The sequence below is a fragment of the Neolewinella aurantiaca genome (assembly GCF_008014675.1).
Taxonomy (GTDB): domain Bacteria; phylum Bacteroidota; class Bacteroidia; order Chitinophagales; family Saprospiraceae; genus Neolewinella; species Neolewinella aurantiaca.
This window is the reverse complement of the sequence record NZ_VOXD01000004.1, coordinates 83,509-107,638: the sequence shown is the minus strand read 5'-3', so window position 1 is coordinate 107,638 and position 24,130 is coordinate 83,509. Positions and strand designations below refer to the sequence as shown.

At 52.0% G+C, this 24,130-nt stretch carries 19 protein-coding genes; 2 read left to right on the top strand and 17 right to left on the bottom strand.

Annotated elements, in window-relative coordinates; all coding sequences use genetic code 11:
* Positions 1 to 98: 98 nt before the first annotated feature.
* The 16 genes from FUA23_RS03870 to FUA23_RS03795 all read right to left on the bottom strand — a co-directional run bounded on the left by FUA23_RS03870 (position 99) and on the right by FUA23_RS03795 (position 21,079).
* Positions 99 to 1,544 carry an MOP flippase family protein gene (locus FUA23_RS03870; protein WP_147929405.1) on the bottom strand — a complete coding sequence of 482 codons (1,446 nt, stop codon included), beginning with the start codon at positions 1,542 to 1,544 and terminating at the stop codon, positions 99 to 101.
* A 207-nt stretch (positions 1,545 to 1,751) separates the two neighbouring features.
* Positions 1,752 to 4,421, bottom strand: coding sequence for an SLBB domain-containing protein (locus FUA23_RS03865; protein ID WP_187270877.1), 2,670 nt, complete (start codon positions 4,419 to 4,421; stop codon positions 1,752 to 1,754).
* A 178-nt stretch (positions 4,422 to 4,599) separates the two neighbouring features.
* Positions 4,600 to 5,937, bottom strand: a complete 1,338-nt coding sequence (locus tag FUA23_RS03860; RefSeq protein ID WP_246144017.1) for a nucleotide sugar dehydrogenase — start codon at positions 5,935 to 5,937, stop codon at positions 4,600 to 4,602.
* A gap of 70 nt (positions 5,938 to 6,007) precedes the next feature.
* Positions 6,008 to 6,949 carry a UDP-glucuronic acid decarboxylase family protein gene (locus tag FUA23_RS03855; RefSeq protein ID WP_147929403.1) on the bottom strand — a complete coding sequence of 314 codons (942 nt, stop codon included), beginning with the start codon at positions 6,947 to 6,949 and terminating at the stop codon, positions 6,008 to 6,010.
* A gap of 89 nt (positions 6,950 to 7,038) precedes the next feature.
* Entirely contained in the window at positions 7,039 to 8,844 is a 1,806-nt protein-coding gene (locus FUA23_RS03850) for an ABC transporter ATP-binding protein (RefSeq protein WP_147929402.1), read from the bottom strand.
* Positions 8,845 to 8,900: 56 nt separating this feature from the next.
* The gene (gene rfbA, locus FUA23_RS03845; protein WP_147929401.1) at positions 8,901 to 9,761 is read right to left on the bottom strand and encodes a glucose-1-phosphate thymidylyltransferase RfbA; all 861 of its coding nucleotides are present in this window, start codon (positions 9,759 to 9,761) and stop codon (positions 8,901 to 8,903) included.
* A 90-nt stretch (positions 9,762 to 9,851) separates the two neighbouring features.
* The gene (gene rfbB, locus FUA23_RS03840; RefSeq protein WP_147929400.1) at positions 9,852 to 10,916 is read right to left on the bottom strand and encodes a dTDP-glucose 4,6-dehydratase; all 1,065 of its coding nucleotides are present in this window, start codon (positions 10,914 to 10,916) and stop codon (positions 9,852 to 9,854) included.
* 200 nt (positions 10,917 to 11,116) lie between these two features.
* Positions 11,117 to 12,433 carry a glycosyltransferase gene (locus FUA23_RS03835; RefSeq protein WP_147929399.1) on the bottom strand — a complete coding sequence of 439 codons (1,317 nt, stop codon included), beginning with the start codon at positions 12,431 to 12,433 and terminating at the stop codon, positions 11,117 to 11,119.
* A 242-nt stretch (positions 12,434 to 12,675) separates the two neighbouring features.
* Entirely contained in the window at positions 12,676 to 13,689 is a 1,014-nt protein-coding gene (locus tag FUA23_RS03830; protein ID WP_147929398.1) for an NAD-dependent epimerase/dehydratase family protein, read from the bottom strand.
* Between the two features lie 157 nt (positions 13,690 to 13,846).
* Positions 13,847 to 14,494 (bottom strand): UpxY family transcription antiterminator, encoded by a 648-nt coding sequence (locus FUA23_RS03825; RefSeq protein WP_147929397.1) that lies wholly within the window; start codon positions 14,492 to 14,494, stop codon positions 13,847 to 13,849.
* Between the two features lie 175 nt (positions 14,495 to 14,669).
* Positions 14,670 to 16,763, bottom strand: coding sequence for a hypothetical protein (locus FUA23_RS03820; RefSeq protein WP_147929396.1), 2,094 nt, complete (start codon positions 16,761 to 16,763; stop codon positions 14,670 to 14,672).
* Between the two features lie 32 nt (positions 16,764 to 16,795).
* Positions 16,796 to 17,479 carry a response regulator transcription factor gene (locus FUA23_RS03815; RefSeq protein ID WP_147929395.1) on the bottom strand — a complete coding sequence of 228 codons (684 nt, stop codon included), beginning with the start codon at positions 17,477 to 17,479 and terminating at the stop codon, positions 16,796 to 16,798.
* 120 nt (positions 17,480 to 17,599) lie between these two features.
* A complete protein-coding gene (locus FUA23_RS03810; protein ID WP_147929394.1) occupies positions 17,600 to 18,151 on the bottom strand; it encodes a class I SAM-dependent methyltransferase in 552 nt (183 codons plus the stop codon).
* Positions 18,152 to 18,404: 253 nt separating this feature from the next.
* Entirely contained in the window at positions 18,405 to 18,692 is a 288-nt protein-coding gene (locus tag FUA23_RS03805) for a hypothetical protein (RefSeq protein ID WP_147929393.1), read from the bottom strand.
* 79 nt (positions 18,693 to 18,771) lie between these two features.
* Positions 18,772 to 20,091 carry a UDP-N-acetylmuramoyl-tripeptide--D-alanyl-D-alanine ligase gene (locus FUA23_RS03800; RefSeq protein WP_147929392.1) on the bottom strand — a complete coding sequence of 440 codons (1,320 nt, stop codon included), beginning with the start codon at positions 20,089 to 20,091 and terminating at the stop codon, positions 18,772 to 18,774.
* 163 nt (positions 20,092 to 20,254) lie between these two features.
* On the bottom strand, positions 20,255 to 21,079 hold the full coding sequence (locus tag FUA23_RS03795; protein ID WP_147929391.1) for a hypothetical protein: 825 nt from the start codon (positions 21,077 to 21,079) through the stop codon (positions 20,255 to 20,257).
* 408 nt (positions 21,080 to 21,487) lie between these two features.
* Between FUA23_RS03795 and FUA23_RS03790 the strand changes: the two genes are divergently transcribed.
* Positions 21,488 to 21,697 carry a heavy-metal-associated domain-containing protein gene (locus FUA23_RS03790; protein ID WP_147929390.1) on the top strand — a complete coding sequence of 70 codons (210 nt, stop codon included), beginning with the start codon at positions 21,488 to 21,490 and terminating at the stop codon, positions 21,695 to 21,697.
* A gap of 63 nt (positions 21,698 to 21,760) precedes the next feature.
* On the top strand, positions 21,761 to 22,696 hold the full coding sequence (locus FUA23_RS03785) for a 1-aminocyclopropane-1-carboxylate deaminase/D-cysteine desulfhydrase (RefSeq protein WP_147929389.1): 936 nt from the start codon (positions 21,761 to 21,763) through the stop codon (positions 22,694 to 22,696).
* A gap of 16 nt (positions 22,697 to 22,712) precedes the next feature.
* On the opposite strand, the gene FUA23_RS03780 is transcribed toward FUA23_RS03785, so the two are convergent.
* Entirely contained in the window at positions 22,713 to 24,071 is a 1,359-nt protein-coding gene (locus FUA23_RS03780; protein WP_187270876.1) for a leucyl aminopeptidase family protein, read from the bottom strand.
* Between the last annotated feature and the right edge of the window lie 59 nt (positions 24,072 to 24,130).

Below are 24,130 nucleotides of genomic sequence, written 5' to 3'. Positions count from 1 at the left end.
TCAGTAAAGATGGTGCTGAATTTTAGTGTGTGAACCAACTATTTTTCCGCAGATTTTAGCACACTAACCTGAATTCCAGGCAAAACTGGATCAATTTACTACGTCAACTTTCTACTCTTCAGAAGTTGGACTATTGACTTGGCTTCACCGGTAATCCCCAACAGCCCGGCGTAACTTACTATACCAACAAGTACCAATACGATCAACCTCAGCACGTCTGATAGATTATTACCGTATAACATATTTACGCTGTACACAGCTCCGCACATTAGTAGTGTTACTAAAGCTGGCATAAGAATATTCATGTAATTATCCAGAATTGGCAGATTAATAAACCGCTTCAATTGGTAGTCCAGAAAACATCCGTTAAAAAAACTCGCCAGGCAGTAGCCGAGAGCTAACCCACTCAGCCCATCCAGGTATATGCCAATTAGCATTACTACAACCGTGAGTATACTGATTGGGAAGGTAATCCAAAACAATAGTTTAGTTTTACCGATGGCCATAAGTACGTTTCCACTGAGAGTGTGCACCGAACGCCAGGCTCCTATGGGTGCTAAAATCTGGATCAGGGGGACTACATCCATCCACTGATTACCCAGTACCGCAGGAACAAACGACTCAGCAACTACCGCAAGACCGAACATCATCGGAAAGGTGATCGTTGCTATGACCCGGTTAATAGATAAATAAATTTTTTTAATTCTTTCGGGTTGATCCTGTATCTGGGAATAAGCAGGAAACATCACGGATGAGATTACCCTCGATACTGCCTGCAGAGGTAAAAGCATAAGTGTATATGCTCGGGTGTAAATACCGAGGGCTTCCGTACCAAGCATCTTGCCAACTATAAGGTTGTCTACATTTTGTGTACTGTAGTGAGCTATTTTAGTTCCCATGAGCGGAAAAGAGAAGCTCATCATTTCGCTGATGATTCCATAGTCAAAGATTAGCATGGGTTTCCAATCTGACAACCACCACACCAGTAGCACACGAATAATACCTGAGATGTACAATTGTAGAATCAAGCTCCAATAGGACCATCCGTTATAAGCGGCGTATATTGAAAAAACACCAGCTATAATTTGGGATATCAGTTCAACAATTGCGATTTTCTTAAACCGCAGGGCCTTCTGAAACAGCGAAATCTGAACCATACCGAAAGCCTGGACAACCAGTGTCCACGCGATAGCAACGGTCACTTCATTCAGTGCCGGCTGGTTAAAGAAATCAGCGATTAAGGGTGCTGATAGGGAAAAAATTATCGCAAGAAGTAAACTGATTATAAGGTTGAACCAGAAGACACTTGACCAGTGCCGAGAATCAGAATTTTTATTCTGAATGATTGCACTAGTAAAGCCAAAATCAAGAAACAGACCTGCAACTCCTCGGAATACCAGCACTATCCCCACCACTCCGAATTCTTTTGGACTGAGGAGGCGCGCAAGCACAATACCAATAATCAGGCTAAGCACCTGGCTAATCATGCGGTTAGCCATATTCCATTTTAATCCAAGAACTGTATTTTTTCTGAAGTTTTTCATCTATTCACTCTAGACTGTAGGCTAAAAACCCGTGCTCGTATTGTTTTACCTTGCAACTTACACGTGTAAACATAACCTTTTGCCAGACCTACCGCAGATAATATTTTTTTGACTGATTCAATAAGACTTATTAGTCTGTAGATTATGAGTTTTATTCTGACTACGATAGGTATATGTTATCGAAGTAATTGGCGAGGAAATCCATATCTAATCAATCCGCTGCGTTAACAGTATCAGCGTCAGCACACTAGTAGCCGCAGCGACCGTATCCCGGGCAAACTGGCCCCAATCGAACGGTTCTTTATCCGGTTTAGGCTTCTTCTGCTTCCTTGGGGGCTTGGCATCTACGGCGACAGTGCTGCCGGGTTCTACAATGGGGTAAGTTTTAAAGAACAGAAAACGCTTTGTTCCCTTTATCTCTCCGTTAGGGAGGACTACCCTGGTTGTCTTTTTCCAAGCGTCCTCATCATATCCGGCGGCAAAGTTTTTGATGTACCAATCTGCCTTTTTCTCGCCGGTGAAAGCGAGGTTGATTTCACCGGAACGTAACAGGGAATCCACGAAAATGCTGTCGGCGTTAGTGTTGAGAGTACGGATAGAGACCAGTTCCTGAGCCTTCGGGATTCGCAGCAGGTCCCCGGGCTTAAGGACGATATTAGTAGTAATATCTTCTCCGGAGAGGACTTCGTCTAAACGAATGACTACAAAGCCTACGTTGTTTTCACGGCGAACCAGCGTTGCACCTTCGGCGAAGGCCTCCCCGCTCAGGCCACCGGCATTTTTCACCAGGTCTAAGAGTCGCAGATTATCCTGATCCAACGCGTATTCCCCTGGGTAGCGCACCTCTCCCTGTACGAATACCGTTTGAATATTTTCGAATTCCGGGGCGCTTCTCACTACGATGATGTCGGAAGGCTGAAGCTGGAAGTTGGGGTCAGAGCTGCTGAGCAGCTGGAAGTCATTGTCAAACTCAAGCGTAGCGGTAAGGGTTTGGGTAGGTTCATTCTGCGTAATGGACAGACGGAAGACGTCTACTTTATTACGAGCGGCTTCGAGGCGGAAGCCGCCAGCCAACGTCAGCAAGTCGCTGAGTTGCAGGCTGGGGTCGTAGCGGTAACTTCCGGGCTGCCGCACCGCGCCGCGGATACTGACCTGGAAAGCGTCGGTGAAGCGCTCCCGGGTGTAGATGACGACCTGATCTCCCGGAGCCAGCTCTTGGGTAGCGGCCTCGTTGAGGGGAACAGTCAGGTATTCCCGCTCCTCCTGATTATTGCGGGGAGTGCGGATAATGCTGGCTTCATTACGGGCGTTGGCCTGCAGACCGCCGGCAAGAAGAATAGCTTCGGAGAGTTTCAGTCCTCCATCGTCGGGGAAAGGGTAGCTGCGGCTGCTGTCGCGCACAGCTCCGGAAATGGTTATAAATCCTTGGTCCAAAAACCGCTCCGATGCAAGGATCTGCAGAACGTCCCCTTGCTTTAATTTCATCATTGCACCCGCGTCCGCGCCCGTAGTTGCTGACGTGAGATCGATGCGGCTGAGCTTGCGGGTGCCATCTTCATTACGACGGGTCAGGAAAGCGACGTCACGCCGTGCTCCGGGCCGCAGGCGGGCGGCCTCTAACAATGTTGCGACGGTCATGCTTTCTTCAAAAGCGTAGCGCCCCGGCAGCAGTACGGCTCCCTCCACGGTTACAAAGGACGAAACGGGGTTTTCTACCTCAGGCACAGACACCACGTCACCGTTTTGCAATTCGAAATCAGGCTGTACAGTCAGGTCAATGTTAATCAGCCGTAACTCTCCGTCAACGTATCTGGTGATGCGGACACTGCGGGGTTCGGCACGGGGAGTAGTTCCTCCGGCATAGTCGATCAGATCGGCTAGTGTTTCGTCAGCCTTGAGTTCATAGAACATAGGCCTTTGGACCCCACCGGTAGCCTCTACTACCGTTTCGGCGAAGGGCACAAAAATGATAGCATTATCCTGCAGGAACTGACTGGATTGCTGGGCAGGATTACGCAGGTAGGCGTAAACGTCGAGGGTAGTGGTTTTATCTCCGTTGGTAAGTTTGATATTACGTACCGAGCCGCGCTCGGACGGGCCACCTGCCGCGACTAAGGCATTAAAACCAGTATTGAGGCTAGAGATATTGAAACTTCCGCTATTGGTTACCTCGCCGAAGATATTTACGTTAATTGTACGAGTTACCTGGGTCTGAATCGTCAATTGCCCGTCGCTAAAAGTATAAGAACGCTTCAGCCGGTTCGCAAGCAACCGGCGTGCCTCTCCCAGAGACACCCCTGCAAGGGGGATACGGATTGTATTCGGCAACTCCACAAAGCCCTCCTCGTTGATTCGCAGAACGAAGTCCGTTTGGCTCGCGCCGAAGATATTCACCGCGAGTTGGTCACCTACTTTCAGCGGATAAGTTTCGGGAGGAGTTGCATCGTTACTTGCCTGAAACAACGAAAGGCTTCTGTTACGGAAAATGTTGTGGCCATAAATCTGGCTTTTCGGTAATACTTCATCTACTTCTTTGCTGGCAACCTCGGCGGTAGCTTCCTCCACTGAAGTCCCATCATCAACATCTTCTTCGATCTTGTCGGCAGACAATACTGCTTCCTTTTTGATTTTTTCCTCCTGCTCCATCTCCGCAATAACTGCTTCGATTTGGGGCCGTAAACGAATAGCTTCCTCCGGGGTCAGGTTTTCCATGTAAATTCCCTTTACTGCAAGTCGCTGGCGGAGTTCTTCCTGATCAATACCGCGCCCGGCCAGCATTTGCTCCACCGCTGCCTGCTGCGCGGGGTTGCCGGGAGTTTGGGCCTGTACCGAAACCGTGAAGCAAAGTAGCAGGAAGATTAACGTTAACTTTTTCAATTTACAGGGATTATTTTTTTCGAAAAGGGAATAGATATTTTCGTCTGTATCACGAGATGCACGGATTTCCCTCTCCCCCAGCCCCCTCCTCGGGAGAGGGAAGACGTGACAAGCGGCAAATTCGTGATAGTAGCGCATTTGATGATACACACAATATTTTCGCAGTTCGGGACTGCGTTTACAGCCGCCAGATTGTTTCGCCGGGGCTCAGCTCCGACCGGTCGTAAAGACCTTTAAGATCAAACATAAGTAAGGTTCTGTTGCTGAGCTTACGGAAATCGTCGAGCGTATAGGCCCGGAATACTTTATGAGCCACAGCGACTACAATCGCGTCGTAGGCTTCGCCGATTTCATCAACCATGGTCAGGCCGTAGTCATGAGCGACTTCTTCCTGATTAGCGTGGGGATCGTACAGGTCTACGCTGATGTCGAAATCCATCAGTTCCCGGACCATATCCACTACTTTTGAGTTGCGGATATCGGCGACGTTTTCTTTAAATGTAACGCCGAGCACCAGTACTTTACTGGTTTTGAGAGGTACATCCGCTTTCAGCAGATGCTGAACGATTTGCTTAGCGATAAAGCTGGGAATCTGGTCATTCACCCTGCGTCCGCTGGCGATCACCTGAGGGTCGTAACCCATTTTTACGCTCTTGTGCAACAGGTAGTATGGATCTACACTGATGCAGTGGCCGCCGACCAGGCCGGGCCGGAAGGGCAGGAAATTCCACTTCGTACCGGCGGCTTCGAGCACGTCCTGGGTATCGATCCCCATTTTACTGAAGATCATACTCAGTTCGTTGACGAAGCTGATGTTTACGTCGCGCTGGCTGTTCTCGATCACTTTAGCGGCTTCGGCTACTTTGATCGTTTTCGCTTCGTGGATTCCGGCGGTGATTACGTCGCCGTAAATACCCGCCACTACCTTCAGGGTTTCGGGGTCGCTGCCGCTTACCACCTTCATGATGGAAGCGACGGTATGTACTTTGTCGCCCGGGTTGATCCGTTCGGGAGAGTAACCCACGGTAAATTCACCGAAGCTAAGTCCGCTTTCTTTTTCGAGTACCGGAACGCAGTCTTCTTCCGTACAGCCGGGGTAAACGGTTGACTCGAACACCACGATGTCTCCTGCGCTCAGGGCTTTGCCCACCGTTTCGGTGGCGCTCATAAGGGGCTTTAAGTTGGGCGTGCGGCTCTCATCTACGGGAGTAGGTACGGCAACGATATAGAAAGAAGCCTCTTGTATTACGGCGGGGTCGCAGGTGAAAACAATGTTTTTGTCAGCAAAGTCTGAAGCGTCCAGTTCTTCGCTGGGATCTTTGCCTTCCTGCATCATTTGTATGCGTGACTCCGAAATATCGAAACCAATGACACGGAATTTCTTCGCCAGCTCCAACGCAAGCGGAAGGCCTACATATCCCAGCCCTATGACAGAGATGGCCTTTTCGCCGCCGCGCAGTTCCGTCAGCATCTGATCGGGATTCAGCGTTGATGTATTTCCTTGAGGAATTGTCATTTTTTATAGTCAGGGGCAATTTGCCCGGATGATTGTTCTGCGGGGGGTACCGGTAAAAAGCGGCGGTGGCTTACTTCACTTTATCGAGAAAGTAAGGCAATGTTTTGGCCAGACCTTCGGCCCGGCTGATGGTTGGTTGCCAATCGAGCACTTTTTTGGCCAGGTCGGTATTGGGCCGGCGCTTTTTGGGGTCGTCTACCGGCAGTGGCCGGTGGTCGAGGTAGGCTTTGTCGTTACCTACGAGCGCAAGGATTTCCCTGGCAAAGTCCATGATAGTGATCTCGTCTCCGTTGCCGATGTTGACGGGCTGGGCGAAATCGCTCAGCAGGAGGCGGTAAATACCTTCCACGAGGTCATCAACGTAGCAGAAGGAACGCGTCTGGCTGCCATCGCCAAATACGGTGAGCCCTTCGCCCCTGATTGCCTGGCTGATGAAGGCGGGCAGCACCCGTCCGTCGTCAACCCGCATCCGTGGTCCGTAGGTATTGAAGATTCTGACGATCCGGGTCTCCAGGCCGTGGAAGGTGTGGTAGGCCATCGTCATTGCTTCCTGGAATCGTTTGGCCTCGTCGTAGACGCCGCGTGGGCCAACGGGGTTTACGTTACCCCAATAGTCTTCCGTTTGGGGGTGAACGAGCGGGTCGCCGTAGACTTCGCTGGTAGATGCGATCAGCATCCGGGCGTTCTTTGCCTTGGCCAGGCCAAGGAGGTTGTGGGTACCGAGGCTACCTACTTTCAGCGTTTGAATCGGCATTTTAAGGTAGTCGATCGGGCTGGCGGGCGACGCGAAGTGCAAGATGTAATCTAGCTCTCCCGCTACGTGAACAAATTTGCTCACGTCGTGGTGGTAGAAGGTAAAATCCTCACGTGGCATCAGGTGCGCAATGTTATCCATCGAGCCTGTAATCAGGTTATCCATCCCGATCACTTCGTAACCTTCTTTGAGGAAACGATCGCTGAGATGGCTGCCCAGGAACCCGGCAGCACCGGTAATGAGTACTCTTTTGTTCATGTTGTGATTGATGGGGGAAAAGGCGTTAGATCGTCGGTTGTTCGGCCGGTCAGCGTATACCTTTTGCAGAGGTCGGCTTCAGGCGGGTCTCATTCAATGTTACCGAAAGACTGTAAAGCGACCATCTCTTTGAAAGCTGGAGAAGAAGCCATCAGCGAAGAAAAAGTGCCCGTTTCATACTTCCCGCCGGGGTGCAGAAACAGTATTTCGTCGGCTTTACGAATGGTGGACAACCGGTGTGCAATGACCAGTATCGTGTAACGCCCGGCCAGGCTCTCGATATTCTCCTGAATGAGCTTTTCCGACTGCGAATCGAGTGCTGAGGTGGCTTCATCCAGAATCAGGAGGTCTACTTCGCGGTAAAGCTCGCGGGCGATCGAGATGCGCTGCCGCTGCCCACCACTCAGGTTGATCCCATTGATTCCGACCACGGTGTCAGCCCCTTGGTTCAGGTCGTTCACGAACCCGTCGGCGTGGGCCAGTTTCAAAGCAGCGTGAACCCGGTTTTTCACCTCGTCGGTCAGCGGGTCCCAGAAACTGACGTTGTTGTAGATGGTATCACTGAATATCTGCGCTTCCTGGGTAACGTAACCGATTTTGGCGCGGTAAGCCACTGTGTCCAGGTCGTTCGCGTCTGTTCCGTTGATGGTAAGCATGCCGCGGTCTACCTTCAGCAGACCACAGAGGATGTTTACCAGGGTAGTTTTTCCCGTACCGCTTGCCCCGACGATGCCGATGGTATGCTTGTGCGGAATATCGAAGCTCAGGTTTTCCACTACCGTCCCTTCACCGTAGGTGTAGCGCAATTTTTTGAGGCTGATGCCGGCGGTCATTCCCCGGTAGGGTTGGCTGCCGACAACCTCCTGATCTGCGGTCAGTTCCTTGCCAAACGCTTCGATATTGTCGATCGATCCCGATTGACTAAGGAACATGTTGTAGGCGTTCTGTGCGCCCACCAGTGACCCGAGGCCCCGGTACAGAAACAACAGGCTGAGAATCATCAGCCCGAGTCGTTCTCCGAATACCAGCACCTGAACCAGGATGGCTACCACCACAATAAGCATGATTATGGGTTCACGCAGAGCGTTCGCGATGGCACTGAGGGTTCCCGTTTTACGCTGAAACCCTTCTACCGTGATGATGGAGTCTTCCACTTTGTCTTTGTACTTATTGATCAGCCCCGTCGCTTTGAGGTACTTAAAACTTGCTATGCTTTGGATCAGAAAGCCCTGGAAGGCGTGCATTTCCTCCGTCAATTTAGTGGAGGCGGTTTTCGTTGCTTTATAGATTTTGCTGAAAGCAAAGTTCGAGAGCAAACCAGCGGCCCCTACCATCAGCGCGAACTTAGGGTTCGCCAGGGAAGCCAACCCTGCGTACACCAGCAACATGATTGCATACTGCAGCATCACGAAATAGTGCTGGTACGCCATCGTTACCCGGTTTACTTCGGCACTGAAGGAATTCTGTATCCGGCCGGAGTCTGCCCCCATAAATGCAGCATAATCGTACCTGGCCAAAAGCCGCATATTGTTTAACCTCATTTTATTGGCGAAGCGTTGTCTCAGAATTACCCGGTAGTATTCTGAGGCAAACTTTGCCACGCCCTTAAGTACAAAGAAGCCTAGCATGATCAGGAGCAGGTTTACAAGGTTGACTCCAAGGCCAGTGGCCGCTATAGCCTCCAGCAGGAAAGCCATGTTCCCCATCCCTTCCCCTGCACCTGCGGCCGCGCCTCCTGAAGTATCGCCATCCATTGCCTGCATCAGGGGGAGAAACATCGTAAGGCCGATGCCGTCCAACACGGCCATAAACATACTGGCCACGAGTGTGAGCCAAACTCCATTGCCGAGGTAGCCGTAGAAGAACCTGAAGTATCTTAGGCTGATGGTTGGCAATAGTAACTCGTTCTTCTAAATTGTTATCGTCCACGTTCAGCCGTCTGAGAGGAGAACTATGCCAGTCGTTCCAGGTACTCTCCGTACCCGCTTTTCTTCAGCGGAGCTGCGATGGCCATCAGTTGATCTTTAGAGATGTACCCCATCCGCCACGCAACTTCCTCGATGCATCCGATCTTGAAGTCCTGGCGCTTCTCGATGACACGAACAAACTCTGCAGCATCGTGCAGGCTTTCAAATGTACCAGTATCCAGCCAGGCGGTACCCCGTTGCATCACTCCTACTTCCAGTTCGCCCATTTCCAGGTATTTCCGGTTCACGTCTGTGATTTCGTATTCGCCACGGGCGCTGGGCGCAATGTTCTTTGCTATTTCAGTGACTCGCTCGTCGTAGAAGTAGAGCCCCGGCACCGCGTAATTGCTTTTCGGTTCTGCTGGCTTTTCCTCGATGGAAATAGCCCGCTTTTCGTTGTCAAACTCCACTACGCCATACCGTTCAGGATCGTGTACCGGGTAAGCAAATACCCGCGCACCAGTTTCAAGTTTTGCACTTTCCTGCAGCAATTGACTCAGTCCTGCTCCGTGGAAGATATTATCGCCGAGGATTAACGCGGCTTTGTCTCCACCGATAAAGTCTTCGCCAATCACAAAAGCCTGGGCCAATCCGTTGGGGACTTCCTGGATAGCGTACTCGAAACGGCACCCCAGATCGGTTCCGTCCCCCAACAGGTTACGGAAGGCAGTGTTGTCCTCCGGAGTAGTAATAATGAGGATTTCTCTGATTCCCGCCAGCATCAGAATAGAGAGCGGGTAGTAAATCATGGGCTTGTCGTAAACAGGCATCAATTGCTTGCAAACGCCCTGGGTAATAGGGTATAGTCTTGTTCCGGAGCCACCGGCGAGTATAATTCCTTTCATACTAGTGAGTATAGGTAGAGAGTAGAATGTATTGGGTAGAATGTAGTAGGCAGTACCAACGAGTGCCGGGCACTACACACTACCAACTATCTACTCTCCGTACATTTTTTCGTAGTAATTTTGGTAAGCGCCGGAGGTTACGCTCTCCAGCCATTCTTCGTTGTCGAGGTACCAGTCGATCGTTTTGGAAAGGCCTTCTTCGAACTGGAGGCTTGGCTCCCAGCCCAGGTCTTCTTTCAGCTTGGTTGCATCGATGGCGTAACGCATGTCGTGTCCGGCACGGTCGGTAACGTAGGTAATGAGGCCCTCGCTCGTTCCTTCAGGACGGCCCAGTTTTTTGTCCATCAATTTGCACAGCAACATGATGAGGTCGATGTTGCGGTACTCGTTGTGGCCACCGATGTTATACGTCTCTCCAACTTTGCCTTTGTGCATAATATCATCGATAGCGCGGGCGTGGTCTTCTACGTAGAGCCAATCGCGGACGTTGATTCCCTTACCGTAGACCGGTAGCGGCTTTACGTGCTTGATGTTGTTGATAAAAAGCGGCAGTAATTTCTCCGGAAACTGGTACGGGCCGTAATTATTGGAGCAGTTAGACACAATTACCGGCAGACCAAAAGTGTGGTTCCAGGCACGTGCTAGGTGGTCGCTGCCGGCCTTGGAAGCCGAGTAAGGGCTGCGCGGATCGTAGGGGGTTTCTTCAACAAAAAAGCCTTGCTCGCCCAGGCTACCGTATACCTCGTCGGTGCTGACGTGGTAAAAAAGCTTACCGTCGTAGTTGCTTTCGCTCCAGCTTTCTTTGGCGACCTGAAGCATAGTTGCCGTCCCCATCAAATTCGTCTTCACGAATACCAAAGGATCCTCGATGCTGCGATCTACGTGGCTCTCGGCGGCCAGGTGGATCACTACGTCCGGATTGTAGACAGCGAAGACCGAACGAATGGCCTCCAGGTCTGTAATATCGGCCTTAACGAAGCTGTAGTTAGCGGCGTCGGCAACGTCTTTAACGTTTTCCAGGTTACCAGCGTAGGTCAGAGCATCCAGATTCACGACTTTATAATCGGGATATTTGTTGACCAAACGGCGCACAACATGGTTGCCAATGAATCCTGCTCCTCCGGTTACTAGGATTGTTTTTTCTACTATGCTCATTTTTGTTCAGTTATATTTTTCAGGGCGCGGACGCCGGTGCAATGAAAGGTGTTAAGAAAATATATTCTGCCGGGAGCGGGCTGATGCCGTGTGTACCAAGAACATGGGCGGATTTCCCTCTCCCCTGCCCCTCTCCTCAGGAGAAGGGAGACGTAACAGGCGGCGAATTCGTGATAGTGGTTCATTTTATGGCACACACCTCATGTTGGAGATTGCGCCGTCATTTCATCCAGCAGTTCTCCCAGTTTTTTCACTAAAACAGGATGGCTGTAGGCTTTGATCACTTCGGCATCCATTTGTACTGCTTTACCTGATTTATAATCGGAGTAAGCCTCTTTCAACACCCTGGCAATCTCCTGCGGCGAAGCATCGTAACCAAAAGTAGAACCACTCTTGGTCTCGTTCAGGATGCCGGCTACGTCGCTGTCGGTGCCCCCAAAGTTGAGAATTGGACGGCGCGCGGCCAGGTATTCAAATAATTTTCCGGGAATCCGGCCCTTTGCGTTCTCTTGCTGATTGAGCAACAGCAACAGCAGGTGGCTGTCTACCTGTTGCTGCAGCGCTTCGGCTCTGGCTACGTTGCCGGCAAAGTTGGTCTGATCACCGATGCCCGCCGCCAGAATATTTTCTTTGACCCTGTAGTCCAGTTGCCCGAAAAGGCGGAGTTCGAAGTCGTCCGCAAAATCAGGTAGTTCTTTTTTAAGCAGCGCGATGGCCGCGAAGAGGTTAACAGGGTTACGGTCGTAGCCCATTATCCCCAGATGCGTAAGGGTGAATTTTTGGTGAGCAGACCGTTTCAGGTCTGCAAAATCTTCCGGGTCGTAGCCGTAGGGAATTACTTCCACGTTTTTTGCTCCGATGGCTTCCAGATCGTGCTTCCAGCTCGGGCTTACTATGGTCGTCCGTTTGGCCTGCGCGAAAGCTTCCTGCTCCTGGCGTTCGTGTTTGTTTCGGCCCCAACGGGTGAGGTTGAGAAGTTGGTAGTAATCTACCTGAGTCCACGGATCCTGAAAATCAGCCAGCCAGGGGGTTCCGGTTGCCCGGCTCACCAGGGTGGCGATACGGGTATTTGAGTGCGGTGGCCCGTCGCTGAGGATGGCTTCTACTGGGTGTTTGGCCAGGTAAGCGTTCAATCGTTTAACCGATCCTTTGATCCAGGTTGCCCGCGCATCGGGGATAAAGAAGTTACTCCTGACCCATACTGCTGCTTTATGCTTCCAGCCCCCATCGGCATCATCGGTATAGAAAACGTTGTTCACGTTTTCGTCCGCGGGTTTGCCCATGAACTTCTTGTAGAGCGAATAAGGCTCCCAGATCCGCTGGCGGATAATTTCTATTCCCTGGGGCACATCCCGTTCGTTGGTGGGATCAATGGTTGGGTAGTGTGCGCCCTCGGCGGTGAAGATCACCGGTTCCCAACCTGTTGCCCGCAGGTACTTGGCAAACTTCAGCATCCTCAGGACGGTGATGCCTCCGCTCGGCGGCCAGTAGTAGGTAATGAGGAGTACTCGCTTCATTGCTGTTTTAAAAACCTCATTTTGCACCTGCGCCTGCGCCCTGTTTTAAAGGAGCTTCGGCAAAATTCTTTGCAAAAAACTTAGAGCTTGTTCAGGTTCTACCTTCTGGCTGATTGCTGACAAATTTGATGCTGAACGTTGAACGAGAAACTTGCATAGCCATAACTATGGAGGTTTTGAGCGAAGAAGTGCAGCATTGAATTTGGCGCAAGCAAGCCGAAGTGTTAAACCCGAACAAGCTCTTATACTTTGTAGTAGCTGCGGTACCAATCCACAAACGCGCCTATTCCTTTGTCCAGGTCAGTTGCGGCCCGGTAATTATAGTCTTGCTCCAGCGCTGTAGTATCGGCAAAAGTTTTCTCAACGTCGCCCGGCTGCATTCCTAAATATTCTTTCTCGGCAACTATCTCCAGGTGCTTTTCCATCGTTTCGATGAAACCGAGCAAACTTACCGGTTTGCCGTTACCGATGTTATAGATGCGGTTCGGGACACCCGTTTGCGCAGGTCTCGGATTCAGCAATACTCTACGGACGCCCTCCACGATGTCATCGACGTAGGTAAAATCGCGTGACATTTTACCGTGATTGAACACTTTAATCGGCCGGCCGGAAAGGATTGCGTCGCTGAACAGGCTATACGCCATATCTGGCCGTCCCCAGGGTCCGTAAACGGTAAAAAAGCGCAAACCTGTCGTTGGCAAATTATAAAGATGGCTATAGGTATGCGCCATCAATTCGTTGCTGCGCTTGGTGGCTGCGTAGAGGCTGGCGGGCTGTTCTACCGGGTCTGTTTCGGCAAAAGGCACTTTATCGTTGAGGCCGTACACACTGCTACTGCTGGCGTAGACCAAGTGGTCGATCTTATTTGCCTTGCAATTTTCTAAAATGTTGACAAAGCCGGTAACGTTACTCTCTACGTAGGCTTGCGGGTTGGTGAGGCTGTAGCGTACCCCGGCCTGAGCGGCGAGGTTGCATACCCTCGTAAAGCTAAAATCATTGAACAGCTTCTCCATCCCTGCCTTATCCTCCAGCGCCAGGCGGCGAAAGCGGTAGTTTGGAAAGCGCTTACTGATTGCTTCTCCGTCGGCTTCAACGGCAGCCTGGTCGATGCCTGCCTCGGCTAACCTCGCCCATTTCAGCCTGGGATCGTAGTAGTCGTTGAGGTTATCAATGCCTACGACCTCTTCTCCCGCTGCGGCGAGCACATTAACGAGGGCGTGACCAATAAAACCCGCTGAGCCGGTTACAAGAATCATCTAATGAGTTAGTTTAGTTTAGGGACGATTGTCAGGACTAGCCGTTAAATAAACAAAAACAGCATTCGACAGGACACGCCTTCGGCGTCCATGCGTCGGAGACGCTTAGCCCAAGCCGAGGGTAACGGCAAGCTTTTCCGGCCTTGCATCCAACTCTTTACCAAAGTGGTGATTTCCCTTCTTGCCCAAGTGTCGAATCCTTATCGCTTACTGGTTTTGCTCCGTTAAGAACCACCAAATAGCGGGGGTCTATCTCACAGGTAGACAAGCAGGTATTCAGACTGCCCAAGGCAATTACGAAAGTCTTTTTATTCTTTTTATTGATGTAGACACCACGCACACCCGCCAGAGGACCTTTGATTATTTCCACAGGAGTACCCTCCATGAAATCGAAAGCTTCTTCAACAGTATCCCAGTCAAGTTTGCGGTCGGTACTGATTCTGCGCAGCAGGTCCATTTCTTCCTCCGTGACCCTTTTACGGACATCGCCAATAGTTACGAACCGGGATACATAGTTCGCAAAACGTACGACATTCTCTTCCTCACGACGAATTTTGACAAAAACGTAGCCGCTCATCAAAGGCAATTCTCTGATTACCTTTTTCGAACTGTAGTTGTACGTTTTCTCCCGCAGGGGAATGTAGCACTCGATCCCAAGTGCACGAATTTCCTTTACTGCCAGTTTTTCGTGCTTCGCCGCTGTCCGAACCGCAAACCAGCGCCGTTCGGTAACGTGCATATCGTCGGCCGGAGCGTTTTTGAGAGGTCGTAATGAATGGTTCAGGCTCGAAATTCGAATGGCCATAGGATAGAAGACAGAGGATTTACTTCGTTACTGCAGTGCAGTCAATTGGCCGCAAAGATAGATAACATGGTGGGGAAATTCCTTACCTTCTAACAGATACCGGTAAAAAGTAAAGTCGTGGCTTGAAACATCCGTACCGCAACTCTTAACTCAAAAGGCTGTCACCCCGAAAGCTCTAGTAACCCCCAAAATACCTGCGCATAAACCATTCTGCACCAAACAGCGCCAAAAGGAGGAAGAAGATCCACTTGAGGTGTACGACCGATTTGGTATTCACGGTTTCAAACAGAACTGGTTTTACGGTTCCTCCGGTCTCTAACCGGTCGGGTAAACCGGGCAAATCTGCAGGAAAGAGCAGCTCTCCGCCAAAACGGTCGCTCAGCCTGCGGAGCAGACCATGATCCGCCTCGAGGGCGTAACGCTCTACCTCAACCGCCTGAACACTAAAGCGCCCATCGAAATTCAGTTTCTCACTTCCCGTATCAGCAGTGGCCCGGAAACGGTAATTACCGACCGGCAACGAACCGGCGTTGAGGCTGTAGGCATTGCTGGTGCGGGTAAAAGCGAAAGGGTATTCCCGGCCCTCAGGGCCGGTGATGGTAACGGTTGCCTCGGCATCGTTTACCAGTTCGTAGTTGCTGTTGTACAGTTCCGCGTCGAGCTGAACCGGTTCGTTTTCATCGAAGAGGTTCTCGGGGAGGCTGACCCGGAAACGCCGCTTGTCTTCCTGCACCGTAAGGTATTGGGTCAGTTGGCTCAACAGTTCATCGAAGTGCTCGTGGCTGTTGTACTCGAGGTAATCGAACAGTCGCCATTGCCACAATCCACTTCCCGCAATTACGCCTGTCCGGACACCACGGCTTTCGCCTACCACAATCAATGGAAACTCCGTATCCACCCGGCCGATACGCTGCTTAAGCACCGTTGTAGCGCCCGGCCCGGCAGTAAACTCTCCGAAGGGAGCAGTAAGAGGAGGAAATTTAGGCAGGGCCTGCTTCAAATCATCGCTCAGGGTGAAAAGGTTGAAACCTGGCACGAGCCGGGTACTCACGTCGTTGCCTTTTGTTCCTGCTCTGCCGGTGTACTTCAACAAATCCTGAGCGGCCATCACCTGACGGGACGGTGAGGTTTCTCCGAGAATATAAAGTGTGGGGGTTTTGCCAGCTTTCAGCCGATCTAACACCGTATTTGCCGGGTTCCGGGTAGCTGGCAACTGATGGAGCACTACCAGGTCGTAGTCGGCGGGGTTTCCCGTAAATTTTTTAATATAAGCCACCTCGACCTCATTGTTTTTCCCCGCAGCGAGTGCCTGACGCATTGCCGTAAGATCAGGATGAGGAGCTGCGGCGAGCAGCAATATTTTCTGACGGGCATCCAGTACATCAACAAAGATATCCCGGCGGTTATTGGCTGTGCTCACTTCGTCACCAATGCCGCTGAGGCTGATGCGGTAGCGCTGCACACCGGGCTTATCTGCGTCGAGAACAACTTCCCGCGTGGTGAAGAAATCGTTGCGGTCGATGTTGATACTCTCGGTATGGAGGGCCTTGCTGCCGCTGTCCCCTACCCTGCTTACGGTAAGAGTAGTACTAGTTGCAGCAGCATTACGAGCGCTGACATCGATCTGGATCGAGAAACGATCGTCCAGGTAGGCGATCTTGTTGTGGAACACACGCCGGATGAGCAGGTCTCTCCTTTGGGTGGTATCGCCGAGGCCAACGGTGTAAACCGGCGCCTTAATCTGAAAGTTGCGGTAGGCGGGGTTGGTGCCTTCGTTGTAAATACCATCGGTAGCCAAAACGACTGCCCCGAGGTTTTGAGCACCGTAAACGTCACTTATCTCGGTAAGGACTGCATCCAGGTTGGTCCGTTTGTCGGTGAACGTCAGGTTTCCGCCCGGCTTAACCGAGGCCCCGAAGGTGTAATCGACGACCTGGTACTTAGCCGAGAGATCCTCCCGCAGGGCTGCCCATTGGGCAGCATAGGCGGTGGTGTCCATTTCCATCGCAACCGACTCGCTTACGTCCTGAGCCAGGACAACGACCGGTTCCTGACGGTCGGTCTGGAGATAACGCAGTAACGGAGACAGAAGCAAGGCTGCCAGCAGGCTGTAACCGAGCCACCGCAGAAACCCCATGCCCCAAACCAAGCTTTTGGGCTGCTCACTAAAGGTTCGCTCTCTGAAATACAGCAAAAGTGCTACGCCAAGGCCAGCAAGGGCGCAGATGATGAGAAACCAGGCGGGGTATTCAAAAGTGATATTGTTCATTGGGGCTTTCTAGAATCGCGAAGGTAGGTATTCTATTCTACGAACTTATACCCAACGCCCCGCACGCTGAGAAAGTGCACCGGAGTCTTAGGTTCTTCTTCAAAGTACTTACGGAAAGAAAGAATGAAGTTATCGATGGTTCGCGTACTGGGGTATACATCGTATCCCCATACTGATTGAAGGATTTGCTGACGGCTTACTACTTCACCTTCGCGGTCGGTCAGCAGTTTGAGCAGCATTGCTTCCTTTTTTGTGAGGGTGAAAGTTCCCTGATTACCTTCAGCCTCGTAGGTGGCGAAGTTAACTTTGTTGTTCCCAAAGGTAAACAGGTCCGGCTTTACGTCGGGGCTCTTGCTGGTGCGCTCAATTAGCCTGCGAACGCGGAGGTGAAGTTCTTCGAAGACAAAGGGTTTGGTGAGGTAGTCATCGGCTCCTTTCTTCAGGCCCTGAATACGGTCAGCAGCCTGGTCTTTAGCCGTCAAAAATATGATCGGGGTTTCCCGGTCGGTAAGCCGGACTTGTTCGACGATTTGAAAGCCATCTATTTCGGGCAGCATCACATCAACAATCATTACATCGAAGTGCTGTTCCTGACTGTATTTAAGCGCTTTACGCCCATCATCAGCCGTAACAACCTCATACCCTTCGATCTCGAGGTTAAGCTTTACGGTCTCTCGGATATTCTCCTCGTCTTCTACCAGCAATACGCGTAGCATACAATTTTCTTTAAGTTACAACTTAAAGTAAAAGTCCTGGCGTGGCAATTGGTTCTACGAGATGGCTATTTGTGACGCAGGTATGGTCTAAAGGGCTCGATTACGGGGACTTTGGGCACCTCAAACTATGCTTAACGAACAGGAATAGATGAAAGCCGGCGGCAGGTTTGCCATCGTGAAGCTCACCGATACCCGGTTAAAATAGTCTTTGAGTAAGCCGTAGTCCTGCAGGGCATACTGAAACTGCAGGTATCTTCCGTCGGGCCGCAAGACCAGTTGAGACTGCTTTAAAATTGTTTCTTTGACCCCTTTGGGAATCATGGAAAGGGGTAAGCTGGAAACGACATAATCTACCGTTGCCGGCTCCACGTAGTCCGTGAGTCGTTCTGCACCGGTGGGCAAAACCCGGAGGCGCTCATCTTTGATGCTTGCCAGCTTTTCCACGAAGACGGGATTTATTTCAAAAGCAGTCACCTTACTCTCCGGATGCACCTTGTCCAGAATGGCCCGCGTTACGCAGCCATCTCCCGGTCCAAGCTCTACAATCACCAGCGGGCGGTGAGCGGGCAGCGGTTCTACCAGCTTGTTAACCAATGCCTTTGAGGAGGAAGTTATTGACCCGGTTGTGCGGAAGCTTTTCATGGCTTCCCGAAAAAAATACCAATTTTTCATGTAACAGTTATAATGTAGCCCTTAACTACAAAGGTGCAATGTAATAATTAATCAAGCCGCTTAGTGATCAAAAGCCCACAGAATAACAACTTTGCCAATTAACAGCAACCGGCCTGCCCAACTAACGCTTACACGTATACATGTTGGTATCTGGAAACTTTGAAACCGGTTGCGGGCCTGGTACTCAACCGGCCCGGCTCCCTTGAATCAGCCTCAGGTTTGCCCGCGTTCCTTTCCCGGATAAAGCTTTGTCTCAGTCCATAAAATAATCCAATAAGTCTTCGACTTCCTGCCCGATAGTACTTGTTCCAACCTCCCTGCCGGCACGGGAATACCAGTAACGGGCATTTGCCTGATCGCCTTCCATCCGGTGCATCAGCGCATGAACCCAGGCTGCATCCTGTCCGGGAGCGCGGTCAATGAGGTCATGTCCTTTTTGCCAGTTGTGGTTACACAACCACCAGAGGGCAGCAATTTCGACACTGACGCCTTCCGGTGGATGGTCAGCAGTCAGCGAGGCTTCAAATTCAGAACGTAGCAATACGGGAGGCTTTAGGAAGGGTTGACTCCCTCAATCTATGAGGGCCTGCGAAAGTAAGGCTTTTTTCAAAAGCCAGCGCTTACTCCAACAACAGTTCCAGCTTATTTCCCCGGCTTCCCTTCACAAAAACAGTTTTCCCGCTCCAGTCCTGCTTCCAGAACCACTCGTTCAGGGCGGCACTGTCCTCAAACCACCGCAGCTCGAATTCTTCGGCAGCTTCTTTCATCGCCGCTCCGGTAAGCAGGACCGTTCCTGCTGCCTGCCCCGCCCTCAGGGCGGCGCGCCGGTGCGCCGCAGGGGCAGAGGCGCCCAGTTCGAGCATCTCACCCAGTACTACAACAGCATTTGTGGGTTCGTACGCCCGGTTAAAGGCCATCAGGGCCGCTTCCACGCTGCTGGGGTTGGCGTTGTACGCGTCCCAGTAAAAAGACACGCCACGGTGCTCCAATTCCTGACTTCTGTAGTTGGATGGCCTGAAAGCCTCCAGGCTGGCCTGGATCTCAGCACAGGGGATTTTGAAGTACTTACCAACGGCAATTGCCGATTTCACGTTCTGCAGGTTGTGTTTTCCGCTCAGCGCTACGGTGCAGCGTAGTATTTGTCCGTGTTCATCCAGAAAGCCGACCTCTATCCGGGGGCTGATGCTGTAAACTTTAGTTTCCATTCCCGGCACTTCCTTCGAAGGCGTTTCACTCTCGAAATATCTTATGATGCGGTCTAAGCCCGCCGCCATATCCATGAGGTAAGGCTCGTCTGCGTTCACGAAGGCGACACCCCGGTTGGAGGCCAGCCACGTAAACAACTCTCCTTTTCCGGCAATTACGCCTTCGCGGCCACCAAAGCCTTCCAGGTGGGCGTCTCCGATGTTGGTGATCAGTCCATGGGTAGGGCGGCCGATGCGGCAGAGTTCGGCAATCTCGCCCTGGTGGTTAGCGCCCATCTCCAAAATCGTCATTTCAGTATCCTCCGGTGTGGAAAGTACCGTAAGCGGCAACCCGAGATGATTGTTGAAGTTGCCCGGTGTAGCATGGACCGCGTAGCGGCGAGACATTACTGCATTGATAAGTTCTTTGGTTGTTGTCTTGCCGTTACTTCCCGTAATGGCCAGCACCGGCATCTGGTGCCGCCGCCGATGTTCGGTAGCGAGGTTCTGCAGCGCAACCAGACTATCTGGCACCAGCAGGTAGCGTTCGTCTCCTTTTTTTACGACCGAAGGATCGTCGACAATAGCAAACGCAGCGCCGGCTTCGAGGGCTGCTGCCGCATACTTATTCCCCTGCACCTGCGTCCCCGCCAAACCAACGAACAGATCACCGGGTGAAACTTTACGGCTGTCCGTACAAACCCGCGGGTGTTTGCGGTAGATATCGTAGAGGGCTTCCTCACCGTTATTAGACATAAGCTTTCTTTGGGGAATTAAAAGTCGGGGGGGGGGCTCACTGAGGCCTGGAAATACGCGCCGGAAACCGGAGCAAATAATCTTTATCTCTGAACGGGCAAATGTAAGGTGAACAGAAGTTTCAAAGATAACGGCTTACCGGGGAAGCTTTGTCGGTTGCGTATTAAAACACGACTTCTTCTTTTTTCAACTTCAGTCCTTTTCCGGCGTGTGTCCTCAACAGATTGTCCCACAGGGAAGTAAGCGCTCCTACGGTTTTACCTTTTTTGCTTTGGGCGGTAAACATCGGGAAAATCCGCCCGTGGCTGTACACCAGAAAAGTCATTGCCAACGGTTCTCCGTCTTTACCGGCCATTACGTGGCTGCCTCCCCAACTGCGATGCAAGACCTGATACATAAGGCGTTGCATAGCGTGAAACGCCCACTCGTTGGTTGCGGTACTCCCGTTTACCTCCTTCCAGAAAGCAGCTAGCTTTTCGGGTTTAAAACTCGGCTGCGGACGCAGTTCTGCGGCCTCGGCCCGGATGAGTCCTTCGTGGTAGGCAGGCGAAAAATCACCGATTATTTCTTCATAGGGTTGATTCAGCAGAAGAGCAGACCCCGCGGCGGCTTCCACCTCAAACCTTCCCTGATCGGCGGGCACCGATGCGGGCTCTACGGTGAGCCCTCCGCCCCGGAACTTATCGGGAATGGCGTCCCAAAAAGACTGAATCCGCTTGGGACTGAGCGCTTTCACCGAATAAACGGCCAATTCTGGCACTAGATCGGGCTGACGGAGTTGTAAGCGCCCCAGCCAGTTTTTATCGTAAGGCAACGGCATTACGCTTACCCAACTGTCGTTTTCCACTTCAACCAGTACGTCCCATTCTTTCGCCGTCGCGTTCAGGAACCAATCGTAGCCGTAAACGCTGCCGTTGGTGGCAAAATGCACACAACTGTTGTACAGTTGCTTATCGATGTCCTCCTGTTTTACAAAGCGTATATCCATGACGTGGTAATGATTAACGGCCAAAATTAGTAAAGGAGCAAACGGGTAGCTTCGTTCACCAAATTATGATTTTTGTGAGCGCGGACGCGGGTACAATGCACGGTTTTCGAAGATGGCGGACCAACTGACACGGCCAGCTCACCGGGGCCTTCTGCCCGGCCCGGGCTCCCTTCAGCACGGAACGATCTGCACGGTGCCAACTATTAAAAAATGGTTAAATCAACAAGAGCTGCGGGCAAACTTCACGACCCGAATGTTGGGGAACAGTAACTATACCTAAGCCGGAGTGATTGGGGACTTTTTCACTCGCTAATTGTCCCTAACCACTCCGGCTTAGGTATAGCAACACTATGACTTTTCGACTTTTTCGCGCTTCGCGTGTTTAACTCTCGAAACCAATCACACTTCATGACTTCCATCAAGAATTTCACCACCAACATCAACTGTGGTAGCTGTGTCCGTTCCGTCACTCCTTTCCTCGACGACGTAGAAGGCGTAACGATATGGCGTGTCGACGTTGAAGATGAACGCAAGGTACTCAGCGTTGAAGGCACTGCCTCCGCTGATGCGATCATCAAAATGGTCGAAGATGCGGGATTTGACATCTCTCCGCTTTAACCAGAATTCAAAACTGAGGTAGTCCGGGCTGACCCAGGGTCAGGGCTGTGACCTTCTGATCCTATGACCAGTCCTCTCCAACGAATTCTTCATCCCGCTGCAGACGCGGCGGGTATTGAACTCTGGTGCAAGCGCGACGACCTTTACTCTCCGGCTCCCGGCACCGCGCTGCAGGGCAATAAGGTGAGGAAGCTGGAACCAATCCTCGGGGCGGCGCGTGGCGCGCCGGTCAGGCCCGTTCTCTTCTCTTTCGGCGGAGCATTCTCCAACCATCTCTCGGCACTTGCCACGGCCGGACGCATCTATGGCTTACGGGTCGTTATTTATGTACGCGGGGAGGAAGCCGACAATCCTGTCCTCGATCGGGCCCGGGCCGACGGTGCCGAACTCATCCTGATCAGCCGGGTGGAGTACCGGATGAAAAAAGACCATACCTGGCTGATGGCCAGGCGGGCCGAAATTGCCGAACGCTTCGCAACCGACAAACGCTGGGTCTGGCCCGTCCCCGAGGGCGGCAGCGGAGCAGGTGCAGCAGAAAGCGTAGGCCAGTTGTACGACGAAGTCGTTGCGGCGCTGGGCGCAGCCCCCAGCCACCTTTGTTTGAGTGCCGGCACCGGCTGCTCAGCAGCCGGCGTAATCGCCGCCGCCCACCCGGCCACTCACGTCGAGGTCTACCCCGCCCTGAAGGGGAACTGGATGGCCAGCGAAATCATTGGCTTCTTACCAGACATCGCCGGAAAAAATTGGTCGTGCATCCCCGATTACCACTTCGGCGGCTACGCCCGCTTCCCGAAGGAGTGGATCGTTGAACATGGTCCTTCATCCCCGCCCGGCACCTGCGGTCTCGCCACTATTGCCGACATTGGCGAACCAGGCCTACCGCCACTGGAGCCCGTCTATAACGCAAAGCTCTTTTACGGCGTAATGGACCGGATACGCAAGGGCATTTACCCCCAGGGAAGCACCGTTGTGGTAGTACACAGTGGTGGAATATACTGACGCAATCGAGCGCAGCCTATCTGTTCTCCAGCCATTCAATGAACAGCCGCATCCCGAAGCCAGTCGCCTGACGGTCTTTGGCGTACGGCCCCTGTTTCAGGGCTACTCCCGCGATGTCGAAATGGATGTAAGCGGGGTGTTCACCGGTAAAGAATTCGAGGAATTTAAAAGCGTCGATGGCTCCGTTGATCGGCCGGCCCGAATAATTCTTGATGTCGGCAACATCGGAGTTGAGGCCGCTCATGTATTCATCCCAGACCGGTAGTGGCCATACCCGCTCTCCGCAGGCTTCACCCGCAGCGCGGAAGGAACTGATCAGTTCTTCGTTTTTGCTCATCACCGCCCCGCATTCGTAGCCGAACGTACGAACGGCGCTGCCGGTAAGCGTGGCTACATCAATCAGAACTTCCGGCCTGAAGTGTTTGTTGGCGTAGCTGAGTCCGTCAGACATCACCAGCCGTCCTTCGGCGTCGGTATCGATGATTTCGATCGTTTTACCGGAATGGCCAGTGATCACATCCGATGGCTTGTAGCTCAGTGCATCGACCGAATTGTCGGTGCTAGGCACGATCCCGATCAGGTGGACGGGCAACTCCAGCCGTGCAGCGGCTTCCATTGCCCCGAAGGTGGCTGCCGCTCCGCCCATGTCCGACTTCATCAGGTGAAGGTTAGCACTCGGCTTTATGGATACACCTCCGGTATCGAACGTGATGCCTTTACCGATGATGGCTACGGGGCCACCCTTTTTCGGTGCGTCTTTTCCCTTGTACTCCGTTATGATAAAGCGGGCCTCGTCTTCGCTGCCCCGGTTGACGGCCAGAAGTGCCCCCAGACCTTCTTTAATGCATGCCTTTTTATCGAGCACTTTCACTTTATAGCCGTGTGCCTTACCTGAAGCTTTAGCCCATTCTGCCAGGTGTTGCGGACGCTTCATGTTTGCGGGTGCATCAACGAGCGCCATGATGCTGAGCTGGGTTTCTGCCAGTTCTTTTTCGCGAAAAATCGCTTGTTTTCCTTTTTTGGATCCGACTCCGGTGCTGATGACCATTTTTTTATCGGCCAAAGGATGACTGCTCTTCTCGCTCTTCCAGCGCCCGGGGGAGTATGTGCCCAACAGCAGCCCCCCGACAAAAGCGGCGGTCAGATCATGCTCCCGTGGGGCATCAACGAACTCTACTTCTGTTTTGAACTGCTCCGACTCTTTGTGGCTCAGCTGGTGCGCCAGCTCCCGCAATTTTGCCGGTGTTGCGTTTTGAGGCAATCGCACGACGAAGCCATCGGGCTTAACTGTCCGCAGGTAGCTGCCGGGCTTAATGGTATTTTTCAGCTCCTTTGCGTCCTCGGCAAGAAAGCGGATGGTTGTATTCTCGGGCATTTTCATAAATCTTGTATTTCAGTAGTAAACAAGCCTTAAGGTACAAGTTTCGATCCGGG